9 protein-coding genes are annotated in these 13547 nt (G+C 57.6%); 8 read left to right on the top strand and 1 reads right to left on the bottom strand.

Translation table 11 applies throughout. The features are described from left to right. Window positions 1-129: 129 nt before the first annotated feature. Both motA and motB read left to right on the top strand, forming a co-directional pair. Window positions 130-981 (top strand): flagellar motor stator protein MotA, encoded by an 852-nt coding sequence (gene motA, locus DXT77_RS24065; protein ID WP_114881205.1) that lies wholly within the window; start codon window positions 130-132, stop codon window positions 979-981. A 3-nt stretch (window positions 982-984) separates the two neighbouring features. Continuing rightward, on the top strand, window positions 985-2061 hold the full coding sequence (motB, locus tag DXT77_RS24060) for a flagellar motor protein MotB (RefSeq protein WP_114881206.1): 1077 nt from the start codon (window positions 985-987) through the stop codon (window positions 2059-2061). A 48-nt stretch (window positions 2062-2109) separates the two neighbouring features. Here motB and rsgA read toward each other — a convergent pair whose 3' ends face one another. Then, a complete protein-coding gene (rsgA, locus tag DXT77_RS24055) occupies window positions 2110-3141 on the bottom strand; it encodes a small ribosomal subunit biogenesis GTPase RsgA (protein WP_085711151.1) in 1032 nt (343 codons plus the stop codon). Between the two features lie 107 nt (window positions 3142-3248). Between rsgA and orn the strand changes: the two genes are divergently transcribed. The 6 genes from orn (at window position 3249) to DXT77_RS24025 (ending at window position 13528) form a co-directional block, all read left to right on the top strand. Then, window positions 3249-3791 (top strand): oligoribonuclease, encoded by a 543-nt coding sequence (gene orn, locus DXT77_RS24050; protein WP_065258764.1) that lies wholly within the window; start codon window positions 3249-3251, stop codon window positions 3789-3791. A 144-nt stretch (window positions 3792-3935) separates the two neighbouring features. Next, window positions 3936-4547 carry a trimeric intracellular cation channel family protein gene (locus tag DXT77_RS24045; protein ID WP_064379088.1) on the top strand — a complete coding sequence of 204 codons (612 nt, stop codon included), beginning with the start codon at window positions 3936-3938 and terminating at the stop codon, window positions 4545-4547. Window positions 4548-4671: 124 nt separating this feature from the next. After that, window positions 4672-5703 (top strand): hypothetical protein, encoded by a 1032-nt coding sequence (locus DXT77_RS24040; protein WP_119429455.1) that lies wholly within the window; start codon window positions 4672-4674, stop codon window positions 5701-5703. Window positions 5704-6066: 363 nt separating this feature from the next. After that, window positions 6067-7437, top strand: coding sequence for a leucine-rich repeat domain-containing protein (locus tag DXT77_RS24035; RefSeq protein ID WP_119429454.1), 1371 nt, complete (start codon window positions 6067-6069; stop codon window positions 7435-7437). 291 nt (window positions 7438-7728) lie between these two features. Beyond that, the gene (locus DXT77_RS24030; protein ID WP_119429453.1) at window positions 7729-8676 is read left to right on the top strand and encodes a hypothetical protein; all 948 of its coding nucleotides are present in this window, start codon (window positions 7729-7731) and stop codon (window positions 8674-8676) included. Window positions 8677-8794: 118 nt separating this feature from the next. Then, window positions 8795-13528: an RHS repeat domain-containing protein gene (locus tag DXT77_RS24025; RefSeq protein ID WP_178083489.1), complete on the top strand. Its 4734-nt coding sequence runs from the start codon at window positions 8795-8797 to the stop codon at window positions 13526-13528. Window positions 13529-13547 lie beyond the last annotated feature (19 nt).

Below are 13547 nucleotides of genomic sequence, written 5' to 3'. Positions count from 1 at the left end.
GCACGGGCTAAATTGGCTTTTCGCCTGAACTGGCTATAGTCTGGCGCAGTTTTGCCGATAAGTAGAAGAAGAGATTTTTTAACTTCCGAATATGACCTTGAACCCGACTTAAACAAGTACTTTCTACCTATGGCTAAAATTATCGGCATCATCGTCGTATTCGCGAGCGTGCTCGGCGGATACGTGCTCTCCCACGGCAAGATTGCCGCCCTGATCCAGCCCTTCGAGGTGATGATCATCGGCGGTGCGGCACTCGGAGCATTCCTCCAGGCCAACCCCGGTTACATGACCATGCACGTGCTCAAGAAATCCCTGGGCATGTTCAGCTCGCGTTTCAGCCACACGTTCTATCTGGAAGTGCTTGGCCTGATCTATGAAATCCTCAACAAGAGCCGCCGTGAAGGCATGATGGCCATCGAAGGCGACATCGAAGATGCCGCTGCGAGCCCGATCTTCGCCAAGTACCCGGCGGTGCTGAAAGACGAGCGCATGACCGCGTTCATCTGCGATTACCTGCGCATCATGTCGTCCGGCAACATGGCGCCACACGAACTCGAAGGCCTGTTCGACATGGAGTTGTACAGCCTCAAGGAAGAACTGGAGCATCCTTCCCACGCGGTCAACGGCATTGCCGACGGCATGCCCGGTTTCGGTATCGTCGCGGCGGTACTGGGTATCGTGGTGACCATGGCGTCCCTGGGCGAGGGCGACCAGAAGTCCATCGGTCTGCACGTAGGTGCGGCACTGGTCGGTACCTTCTTCGGTATCTTGGCGGCCTACGGCTTCTTCGGCCCGCTGGCGCATTCCCTGGCCCACGATGCCAAGGAAGAACTCAACGTTTATGAAGCCATCAAGGCTTCGCTGGTGGCTTCGGCTTCCGGCATGCCGCCGTCGCTGGCCGTGGAATTCGGGCGCAAGGTTCTGTACCCGGCTCACCGTCCTAGCTTCGCCGAGCTGGAACAAGCGGTTCGCGGTCGCTAAGTCATGGAAAATAACCAGCCGATAATCATCAAGCGCGTCAAGCGCTACGGTGGCGGGCATCACGGCGGGGCGTGGAAGATCGCCTTTGCCGACTTCGCGACGGCGATGATGGCGTTCTTCCTGGTGTTGTGGCTGCTGTCCACCGCAACGCCGGAACAGAAGATCGCTATTGCCGGCTACTTCAAGGACCCGGTCGGCTTCTCCGAGAGCGGCACGCCTTACATCATCGATCTGGGCGGTACGCCGACCCTGGCGCCGGAAAATACCCTCAACCCTGAAGTGAAGTCTCAGCCGCAACCGGACAAGGTCACGGTCGACACCGATCAGGTTGAAGGCATGGCTGAGCAGGTCGAGAAGGAGCGTCTGGAACTGTTGCTGCAGGAACTGCAGAACAAGGTCGACGAGAACCCGCAACTGCAGAAGTTCAAGGACCAGATCCTGTTCGAGATCACGCCGAACGGCTTGCGCATCCAGATCATGGATGCCGAGAACCGGCCAATGTTCGACTCCGGTTCTGCACGCCTGAAGCCGTATTTCGAAGACATCCTGCTGGCCATGGCCGACACCATCAAAGCGGTGCCGAACAAGATCAGCATCAGCGGTCATACCGATGCCAAGCCGTACACCGGCACCGGCGACTTCGGTAACTGGGAACTCTCGGCCAACCGTGCCAACGCCGCCCGGCGTGCATTGGTGGCGGGCAGCTATCCGGACGGCCAAGTGGCGCGGGTGGTGGGTTACGCCTCGTCGGCACTGTTCGACAAGGAAAACCCGTTCAACCCGGTCAACCGCCGTATCGACATCGTGGTGTTGACCAAAAAGGCCCAGGCCGCCATCGAAGGTTCGCAAGGCGCTGAGCCGGCGAAACCGGCCGAAGGGCAGAACGGCGCAGATCCGGCCAAACCGGTCGACCCGAACGCCTTGCCGGCGGATCAGCAGCCAGTGCCGGCCCACGAGTTGCGCGAACGGCTGAACCTGTTCGACGACCCGCTGCCGAAACCGGCCGAGCCGGGCAGCGCGGCGCCAGCCCCGGCGCCTGCCGCACCGGCCACTGCACCGGCACCCGCGCCGAAGCAGTGACCTACAAAAAAGCCGCGAGATGATCGCGGCTTTTTTGTGTCTGGCTGTTTAGTAGCCGTTTTCGGGAAGGCTGGCGATGATCGAGCGGTAGCTGTTCATCCGCTGTTGCTGGATGCGCCCATCCTCAAGGGCCTTGAGCAAGGCGCAACCCGGCTCGCGGTCATGCTTGCAGTCGCGGAAGCGGCAGGTGCCGAGCAGGTCGTCGAACTCGATGAACCCCGCCTCGACATCGGCACGGCTGACGTGGCCCAGGCCGAATTCGCGGATGCCCGGGGAGTCGATCAGTTCACCGCCGCCGGGGAAGTGGAACAGTCGCGCAGTGGTCGTGGTGTGGGTGCCCTGGCCGGACCATTCGGACAGCGGGCCGACACGGGTTTCGACGTCCGGCAGCAGGCTGTTGACCAGCGACGACTTGCCGACACCGGACTGACCGACGAACACGCTGATGCGTCCGTCGAGCAGCGTTTGCAGTTGCTCCATGCCGTTGCCGTGGTGCGCCGACACTTCCAGCACCGGATAACCCAGGGTGCGGTATACCGCCAGCAACGCGTTCAGGGCCGGGGCGTTTTGCTCGTCGATCAGGTCGAATTTGTTCAACAGCAGCAACGGGCGGATGCCGGCGTGCTCGGCCGCGACCAGATAGCGGTCGATCAGGTTCGCATGGGGCTCGGGCAGCGGGGCGAAGACGATGACGATCATGTCGACGTTGGCGGCCACCGGTTTGAGCTGACCACGGCTGTCCGGACGGCACAGTTCGGTGGTGCGCGGCAGTTGCGCGACAATCACACCGATGCCCTGGTTGCCGGCGCGCCAGACCACGCGGTCACCGGTCACCAGCGCTGGCAGGTTGGCCCGCAAGTGGCAACGGAAGACCTGGCCGGCCAGTTCGCCGTCAACGGCCTCGACCTCGACCTGCACACCGAAGTGGGCGATCACCAGGCCGTGCTGTTCCGGGCCCAGGTCGCCGCCTTCGAGCGCCTCGACAGCCGAGGACTCGCGTTTGGCGGCGCGGGCGGCGCGCTCGCCCTGAATCTTTTCGATGCGCCAGTTTTGACGACGATTGAGTTGGCGTTTGGCCATGGGTGTTCCGTCTGAAGAATGCAGCGATTAGGTAAAACGGCCGCGAGTTTAGCACGCCCGGGCACCGCCCTAGGCTAAACTGCGCAGCATTGCCTAGGAGCCGAAATATGCAAAACCCGCAGAACCTGATCTGGATCGACCTGGAAATGACCGGTCTGGATCCGGAAAACGACGTCATCATCGAAATGGCCACCATCGTCACCGACAGTGACCTGAACACCCTGGCCGAAGGCCCGGTGATCGCCATTCACCACAGCGACGAAGTCCTGGCCCGCATGGACGAGTGGAACACCCGCACCCACGGCAACTCCGGTTTGACCCAGCGTGTGCGTGAAAGCCGCGTGAGCATGGCCGAGGCTGAAGCCGAAACCATCGCCTTCCTCGAAAAGTGGGTGCCGAAGGGCAAGTCGCCGATCTGTGGCAACAGCATCTGCCAGGATCGCCGCTTCCTTTATACCCACATGAAGTCGCTGGAAAGCTATTTCCACTACCGCAACCTCGACGTTTCCACCCTCAAGGAACTGGCCGCGCGCTGGGCGCCGGACGTGCGCGACAGCTTCAAGAAGGGCAGCACTCACCTGGCGCTGGATGATATCCGCGAGTCCATCGCCGAGCTGCAGCACTACCGCAAGCATTTCATCAAGTTCTGAGATCGGCGACCTTGTGGCGAGGGAGCTTGCTCCCGCCTGGCTGTGCAGCAGCCAGATCCCCTCGTCACAGACGTTCAGCAAAACGCACTTCTGGTGCCGCCCTGAAATGGCTAGACTGCGCGCCTTCCTGCCAGGACCGCCACCATGTTGCTGATGCTCTACCTCGTCGCCATTACTGCCGAAGCCATGACCGGCGCCCTGTCTGCGGGCCGTCGCGGCATGGACTGGTTCGGTGTGGTGCTGATTGCCTGCGTCACCGCATTGGGCGGCGGTTCGGTGCGCGACGTGCTGCTCGGGCACTACCCGCTGACCTGGGTCAAACACCCGGAATACCTTGTGCTGACCACGGTCGCAGCGATGATCACCGTGTTCACCGCGCGCTGGATGCGCCATCTTCGCTCGCTGTTTCTGGTGCTCGATGCCGTCGGTCTGGTGGCGTTCACCCTGATCGGCTGCATGACCGCCCTGGAAATGGGCCACGGCATGCTGGTGGCCTCGGTCAGCGGCGTGATCACCGGGGTGTTCGGCGGCATCCTGCGCGACATCTTCTGCAACGACATTCCGCTGATCTTCCGCCGCGAGTTGTACGCCAGCGTCTCGTTCGCTGCGGCGTGGTGTTACATGCTTTGTCTGTATCTGAATGTGCCGAGCGAACAGGCGATTCTGATCACCCTGTTCGGTGGCTTTCTGCTGCGGTTGTTGGCGATTCGCTTCCATTGGGAAATGCCGAAGTTCGTTTATAACGACGAGCATTGAGAACTGGCTACAGCTTCTTACACTTGAATTCAAGTTCGCTTTTGAATGACGTGATATTGATATTCGGCTCCGCCCAATAAAGTGCGGGTGCATCGGAACTGATGTCAGTCACAGGAGTGAAAGAATGAGTGAGTTTAATGAGCTGTCTGCAGAGCGCTCGATCAATTCGGCTTCTCTGGAAAGTATTGAATTGAAGGTGAAGTTCGATTCAGGGGGCGCAACGCGAAGCAAGGTGTTGTTTGGCAACGGGCGTATGCAAGTTAAAGTGCAGGTGCTGGTCTCCGGTTTCGATGAGGGCGGTCAACATATTTCTGTACCGGCTGATGTACTGAATACAGTAGAACTTATTCATTACAATACCGGGAGAACATTGCGGGACGGCTGGAAAGCCAGTGCCGAACAGGGACGATATACACTGGAGGCTCCTGTCTCTACAGATTTGATGGACGCATCGGACGATGAGTCGCAATACCATGCCCATCCTCACGTGCGCACCTTCTGGGTTTCATCGGCGGGGGTTGGTACCACACAGATCGCAGCGCGTGTTTTACTCAACGGAACCGTTATTCAAAGCAACGGTACTGGTCTGATCGATCGTCAGGACAGCAGTATCACGCTGGATGCGCAATTGCCGATCAGCTACTCGCTTGAGCAGTTTCACTTGAAAAGCGTAAGGCGCGGGAATGAAGAACCAGGTAACCGGATCTCCAATTACTACCTCGGACTCAATCATCAGGGGCAGCAAATAAAACTGGTGGACTGGGTGGCTTCGCGGGGTACAGGCAATTTGGTTTTTGCTCACGGTAACTGGCTGGGTGCCCCTGCGACCAATTATCTGATCGGTATTCTGGCAAGTCCGGATCAGGCTGATGTGACTGTAAAGTTGCCTGTCAATGACAACAACTTTTTAGACGCCGTATTTTCAGGCCCAGCCAGTGTCTCTTCTGAGATGAGTAAGGAATATCCTGTACGGGTCAGCGACCGTCACGGTGAATTGACTATTGTGCAAGCCATTTCCGAGTACACGTACAGCTACGCCAAGTATACGGTGGATGAGGCGTTTCATTTTTCCGCGATTGATCAATACGGGTCTGAACACAAACTGGCCATTCGAACCGACGCTACGCAAGGTTTGTTCATTCTTGAGCGGGGGTAAATCTGCGTCAGGGCAATAGATATATAAGCTCGCTGTAAAAGAATAAGTCAGTAAGCTGCCATATCGATGATCCCTGCCGGTATTTCGGCAGGGACACTATTGTCCGTCAGTTCCTTACCGTAAAGGGGCTGACTCAATATCGCTCAAGGATGAGAATTGATGCTCAAAAAACCACCAAGGGATTTTGCTCCAGCACCTTCCCCGAACCCACCTGCTTCCCGCACTCCAAGTCATGAAGCACCGCCGCGAGCGGATGTCGACGTGCCAGGTGTGTCACGTCGCGCTGCATTGCCACCTGCGACAACAGACCCTGGCCATTCAGGCAGGCAGGATGCCCCTCCCTCGCCTGTTGTCGAGAACAGCATGATTGTTTCCGAATCTGCATCCCGGGTGCCTGCAACCGCACCGATGCCTCCGGTGTTGGCCGATTTCTGGATCAGCGCTGCAGCTAAACTGCCCGCACCCGATGCTCAGGGATTCAGAATCATCAAGCAGCGCCGGTACATCGAATTGACCGACGGGCATTTTGTCCAGGTTGCCAAGGACCCCGTTACGGGGGATTGGCGAGCAATGCTGGCAAGTGAGCTTGTTCCTTCCGGGCCGTTACTGTTGCCTGATCAGCACCGCCGTTACTGGCACCCGAAAGACAGCAACGGGGCGCATAAGATTACCGGTGTGGACGAAGCCGATGTTGAAACCTTCGCGCCGGGACCTTCCTCGGCACTCTCAAGCCGGCTGATTTCGCAAGCATCTGTCGAGCGTCGAGTGCGAGCGCTTTATCCCGGGCTTGCGGACGACGAAGTGAGTGCTTTCATCGGAGACCGTTTACACAGTGATCCGCACTCCGTTCTTGTACGACTGGAAAAAGAGTCTGTCGCGTTGCGTGAAGAACTGAAGGACTGGTTAGGGAGTGCACGTTCAACTCATCCCGGCGCTGAGTCCGGATTGAGTGCTGAAGCCCTCGCCAGCCAACGACAGAAGCGTGAAAAATTCAGTCAGGATCTTCTGGCAATCTGGCGACGTGAGTCAGTGCCGGGCCAGGGTTCTGCCGATCACAGCTTTTCGACGTTCATCGATTTCTCCGGGGAATTGCCACACTTGTCCGCCCGCTTTGAATGGGTGACAGAGCTGGTGCTGACCGCTCGTAATACAGAAGTATCGTCGGGTCGGTTTTTAGACAGTTTTCCCAATGTTCGCTACCTGATTCTGGAGTCTGTGCGAATGGAGGAGTTTTCTCCGGCGATCTTCCGGATGCGGGATTTGCAGCACCTGATATTGAACGGAAATTCACTTCGTCTCTCCGAGAACAGTGCCGAGGGCCTGTCCCGGATCGAAACCCTCACGTTGCTGGATTTGAGGGAAAACCCTTTGGGCATAGCCCCGCCTGTGGGATTCATGCGGGGGTTGCGAGAGTTGTTTCTGCGTGATTGTGCGATCGACGAGCTTCCGTCCGGTATGGAGCGGTTGCCAGCACTGACTCGCGTGGATTTGCGAGAGAACGACATTTCCATCATCGGCGAAGAGTTGTTCGACATTCCGGACACGCAGAATCTTTACCTGGATTTGAGGGACAACCCGCTCGGCGTGGTGGCGAGGGAGCGAATCACCCACTATCTGGAAAATGCCAGTCTTGATCGTAAAGTGCAGATTCGCTCGGATGAGGACGGTCTTGATGTCGCTGATTCTTCCGAATCAAGCGACAGTTCTGATAGCGGGGTCGAGTCAGACACCTGATAAATACCGAGCAGCCGTTGTCTTGCAATGAGTCTGGTTGTAAAAAAATAGATGGCCCACTTTTCTCTTTGTCTTTTTGGCTTTGAAGGGAGTGGGCTTTTTTTGTTGTGGTTTTTATATTTCAGAGGGCAGGTTTAATAGTTTGTGTTTCAGGTTGGTGCTTTCGGGTGCTCTGCTTACATGTTGTCAGCTATTGCTGCTGTTATAGACTTTTGTGATGTGTTTAATATTTGATCGTGCCCTGAATTGTCTGAAAAGGGGTCAATTGAATATTTATACAGGAAGTTATTGATGTTTGAAGAAGTCGTCAGTATTCAGAGGCTCGAAGTCAAATTTGATTCGGCACCCACACTTCGTCATAAGCAACTTTACGCCAACGGTCGGATGCAAGTACGGGTTCTGGTCTTGATTTCGGGTGGCGATGCCCAGGCCAACGAAGTGTCTCTGCACGGGCATCCGGCCATGCAGACCCTTCGCCTGATCTCCTACAACGGCGCGCGGCCGCTCTCGGGAGACTGGAATGTCGAGACCCGGGAAAATCGCTACGCCCATGACATGGCGGGCGGCATCGCCCGGGCCACTCCACTGGTGCCGGCAGCGCATAACCGCATTACCGACCCTGCCGAACCCGTTCAGGTCTATGAGTTCTGGGTCAGCAGCTCCAGGCCGGGCTCACTGCAAATTGCCGCCGAAATCACCTTGGGCGATGAAGTGTTTCGAAGCAACGGGCAACTGGGGAGCGACAGCAGCGTGACGTTGGAGGCGATATCGACGGTCAAGTATCCAGTGAGCCACTTTTCTCTGGAAAAGGTCAGTGAAAGCGTCATTGATCGTTTCGACGCGATTCATCGATACAGCCTGGGTCTTTATGCTGACCGTCGTTCCATTCATCTTCTGGATTGGACCAGCACGCAAGTACAAAAGGATGACGAGTACGCGACGTTGTTCTTTGCTTCCGGAAATATTGATGATTCCCACCCGGGAGGAAGAACTTATTGCGGCTACATGGCGCCGGTCTATGGTGCCAGTGCGACCATTCGCGGTCCGAAAGGGTATGTCGGGACGCCAGTCAATCAGCAGCCGGGTAATCTGACGCTATTGAGCTATCTCTCTCCCGACTATCAGAGTCAGCCGGTTCGGGATCAGGTTTTTGAACTGACAGTATTCGATGAGTTCGGTACGGCGCACTGGATTCGTATAAAACCGGATTTTTCCGCACGCGCATTCAAGCTGGTTTGAGCGGCGATTTTTTAGCAGATTGTCGCGAGCTTCTTTTGTTCGGTTTCAACGCAGTCGGTTTGAACTTCGAAGTTCATCGAGTGGGTTGGTTATTGTGTGGTGAATAAGGAATTTATATATGGAGAACAAATCTCCGGGCTCCGTGCATTCCAATGCATTCAATTTTGGTGAGTTTGTAACGGGCGGTGTTGATCCTCGGACAGGCTTGTATACCTGTTCCTTGTCTTTGGGGGCTGTTCGATCTGCGGGTCTCAACGGACCTTCGTTCGGACTCGCCCTGGGGTTCAACCCGCTTGATACCCGAAACACCGGATTCGGGCTGGGCTGGTCGCTGGCCACGACCCGATACGACGCGCGCAGCAAGATGATGACCCTGTTCAGCGGTGAGCGTTACAAGGCCGTCGAAACGGTCGCGGGTCTCCAGTTCAGGGAAATGAAGCTGGAAAGCGTCAAGGTCGTGAAAACCGGTGCCGGACGTTTTGATGTTCATTACAAGGACGGGCACCGGGAAGAGTTGACGGTGCAGGCTGGCAGTCCGGTTGCAGTCCCGACGCGGATCGTCGCGGCCAACGGCGCAGGCATCACACTGCTGTACAAAGTGGTCAATCAATACCCGGAGCTGATCGAAGTCAGGGATGACCAGCGGACGCTGCTGAAAATATCCCGCAAGGGCTCTTTGGTTACGTTGAGCCAGAACCCGGACACGGCATCCACGGCTGACTTCACAATGAAGCTCGATAGCAACGACCGGGTCGTGGAGATCGGTTTGCCAGAGGGCCGGGGCTGGGATCTCGAATATTTGCACATCGATGAAGTCGGTTACCTGAAGCGGGTCGTGACACCGTTGGGGGGCGTCGAAATCATTCGCTACAAGGAGCAAGGACATCTGCTGCCCGCCAGCGACGCCGGTGCGACGTTGGCGCTGCCTCATGTCATGGCCCATGACATTTATCCGGGTCACGGTCAGCCGAAAACGAGCAGAACCTACACGTTTTCGGACCGTAATTTTCTTGGGCATGGTTTGTCGGTGGAGCCATCCGACGATGGTGATCCGCTCTACTCGGCACCCTGGACTTACCAGTATGCGTCCGAGGAGCGCCTGGTGGTCGATGGCAAGGTGCACAGTCACATTAAACGGACGTACAACAAATTCCATTTGCTGGTTGCGCAGGTGACGACGTGCGGGGAGGCGGTCACTTCGCAGTTCACCGAGTATCACCTCGCAACAGGAAAGCCTTTCAACGAGCAACCGGCAAACTTTCGTCTGCCCCGGGTCCAGAGACTGAAGTTCGAAAACCGTCTCGGCAAAAAGCAACGGGAGGAGACGACGATCACCGAGTTCGATGCGGTGGGCAACCTGCTCAGGCATGTGGGGCCCGACGGGGTCACGACGCTGTCCGAGTTCTATCCGGCGGTCGAGTCGCCGGACTGTCCGGTGGATCCGCTCGGCTTTGTCCGTTTCGAGAAGCAAAGGACGGTCATCGCCGCACCCGACGGCGGGGCCTCGACCTGTACCCGTTTTCGCCATGCCTTGCACCCGGCATTGCAAGGCTCGACGCTGGCCAGCGTCGTGCTCATCGAAGAGCAGTTTTTCGAAAAGGTGGAAGACACGGAGGTTCTTCGTTCAAAGGTCGAGCACAGTTATTTCGATACACCGGCGGACCGGCTCCGACATGGTGCATTGCAGGAGCAGCGCATTACCCGGAGCGGTCGCGCCACCCGAACGGCGTTTTCCTCTCGGCTGGAAGGTGCTCGCCTTCATCTGACCCACACTGTTCACGGTTTCGATGGTACTTCGCAAAGCACGACGCAAGTCCTGTCGACATACAGCGGATTGACCTTGTCGGAGACCGACAAGGACGGTGGCCGGATCGACTATGAGTACGACGCCATTGGTCGATGCGTGCGCAAGACGCTCTCCCCGGACACCGCCCATGCTGCTTCGACGACCTGGGTTTATCAGGAGGCAAGCAGCACTTCGCCCGCGACAGTGACCGTCACGGATCCGGCGGGAGGTATGCAAACAGTCACTCATGACGGTTTGGGGCGTGTGATCGGCATTAAGGAGCTTGATTGCGACAATACAGATGAGGGAGCGTCGCAAGAAAGTCTTATGCGCACGGTGTACTCCGCACTTCACGACAAGGCGGGGCATCTGGTGGAGCAGACCCGCACAGACTGGTGGGAAGGCATTGCCCGTCCGGCCATTACCCGATGGGTCTATGACAGTTGGGGACAAGTGAAACAGACGCGTCATGCTGACGGGCGCGTAGAGCATCGCGAATTCGATCCGGTCGCTCTCCGGGAAACCCTCTGGCAGGAGGGAATGGGCAAGACAGTCTCGGTCTTCAATGCATTCGGCAAGCCGAAAAGTATTGAGATGCTCGACCGGAAGGGGGAGAGCCTGGGCAAGTCGGTCCTTGAGCATGACGGTTACGGCAGAACCCGCAGCCGGACCGATCAGGAAGGCAACAGGACGCTCTACCACTACGACGTCTTTGATCGATTGGTTCGCAGCGAATTGCCGGACGGGCATGCGGTCGAGACAGAATATGCCGATCACAGCGCCGAAGCATTGCCGACAAGGATCAAGGTCGACACGCTGGAGTTGGGCCGACAGGCATTCGACGGGCTGGATCGCCTGACTGAAAGTACGGCAGGCGGGCGCACATCCACAACGGGGTATGTGTCGGGCTCCAGCCAGGCCGGATGGCAAATGGGGGCTGACGGTAAAAAAGTCGAATTCACCTGGTCGCAGGGAGTGAGCAGGCTGGCTGAGCGCAAGGCTGACGGATTGCTTGCGCGCTTCACCTACGACGCCTTGCATGGCAAGCCTGAAACCTGCATCGAGCAGGGGCGTGAACATAGTTTCGTCTACTATCCTTCCGGACGCTTGAAGTCCGAAACGACCGTGTACGGTGAACATCGCCAGACAACATCCCACACTTGGTCGCTGGGTGGGCGGCCGCTGACTTTCATCGATGGACTTGGCAACGAACACAAGTCTGAATATGACAGTTGGGGGCGCAAATCCGCTTTCACCCAGGGCAGCTTGCGGTTCGAATACACCTATGACGCCGCAGGCTTGCTGGCGCTGATCGATGCCCGGGATACATCGACCGCCCTGCGCATGAAGACCCATCTGAGCTACGACGATATCGGGCGTGAAACGACCCGCCGGTTTGAAGTCGAGGGTCAGGCAAGTCAGACGCTGACCTCGAGTTACACCCCCTCCGGCAAGCTGGCGCAGAAAGTCTTGAAACGCGGCACTCAAGTCCTGCGCGATGAGCGCTTTACCTATGACGTGCGTGGGCGACTGAGCCATTACACCTGTGAGGGCACCCAACGGCCACGGGATCCCTACGGCAAGGAAATCGTCGAACAGACATTCACCTTCGATGCGCTGGACAACCTCCTCACGCTGCAAACCCGTTTCCCCCAGGGCGTCAATCTGACGACTTTCAGCTATAGCAAGGTCGATTTCACCCAGCTCACGGATATCAGTCATTCCCACGCGGATTACCCGCAACCGGTCACTCTGCAATACGACGCCAATGGCCGGATGATCAAGGATGACCAGGGTCGTACGCTGACGTACGACACGCTTGGGCGTCTGACAGGTGTCAGCGATGCGCAAGGGCAGAGGGTGCGGGGCTATCAGTACGACGGCTTTGACCAGTTGATGGCGCTGTCGCAGCCGGGTAGCGCGGACACTCAGCGTTACTATCGCGGTGGACGTGTCATCAACGATGTGCGTGGCAGCGATTCGTGCAGTGTCGTGCGCCACGAAGGCCTGTTGCTGGGGCAGTTCAAGGTCGGAGCTGATGCGGGTGTACGGATGTTCGGCACCGATCAGCAACAAAGCGTGCTGACACAACTGCAGAATGGCCGGGTTACCGATATCACCTACAGCCCGTATGGGCATCGGGAGGCGGAAGGCGGAATATTCAGTCTGCCAGGTTTCAATGGCGAGCAGTTCGATCCCGTCACCGGTCTGTATTTGCTGGGCAATGGCTATCGGGCCTACAGCCCGACCCTGATGCGCTTCATGTCACCCGACAGCATGAGTCCGTTCGGGGCAGGAGGGGTGAATGCCTATGCGTATTGCCTGGGGGATCCGGTCAACCGTGTCGATCCGACCGGGCATTTTTCCTGGCAGTCGATTCTGGGGATTGCGCTGGGGGTCATCGGGGTTGCCGTGAGTATTGTGACCCTTGGAGCGGCTACCCCTCTGGCGCTGCTTGCCATGGGGCTGGGTGTCGCCTCGGGGGTGACGGGTATTGCCAGTGAGCTGGTCAATGAGTGGGCGCCGGAGTCGGAAGCCGCATCAATACTCGGTTGGGTAAGCCTTGGATTGGGCGTGGCTTCGGCGGGCGCAGGGTGGCTGGCAGCCCGGCAAATCATCACGCGGGGCGGACGGATGCTGGGCAAGAACTTCAAGGGGCTTGCCGACGAACCACCCGTCGAGTACTACGCTCGAGGAAAGAAAACCAAGTCATCCGGCGCAAGCGGTCAGGAGCCACCGCCTCCACCGGTACGCTGGACATTGACGGAGGACTTTGCCGCGCATGATTACATTCCCAACGGCAAGCCGGGCAACGTTGCGCGGGCCAAATACGCGGAGTTCAGAGATGACATTGCGGTCAACAACAAATCGCCTTATGACGCTGCCAAGAGTTATCCCGGCAGTAAATTCGATCCTTATCCCAACTATGCGCCGGCTAAGCCGTTTACAGGTTATGAGCATGCACATACCCGTCTCTCGCAAGCGGACCGGGTGTTTTTCCTGACCAACAATGACACCCGGCACGTCATCATCAAACAGGTGGGGAGTCATGATCCTGCCTGGTAGCGGATAACACCCATTCGTC

Origin of the sequence: Pseudomonas sp. 91RF, assembly GCF_003576265.1 — a bacterium.
In the GTDB taxonomy this organism is placed as follows: domain Bacteria; phylum Pseudomonadota; class Gammaproteobacteria; order Pseudomonadales; family Pseudomonadaceae; genus Aquipseudomonas; species Aquipseudomonas kribbensis.
This window is presented reverse-complemented; position numbering and strand designations above follow the sequence as displayed.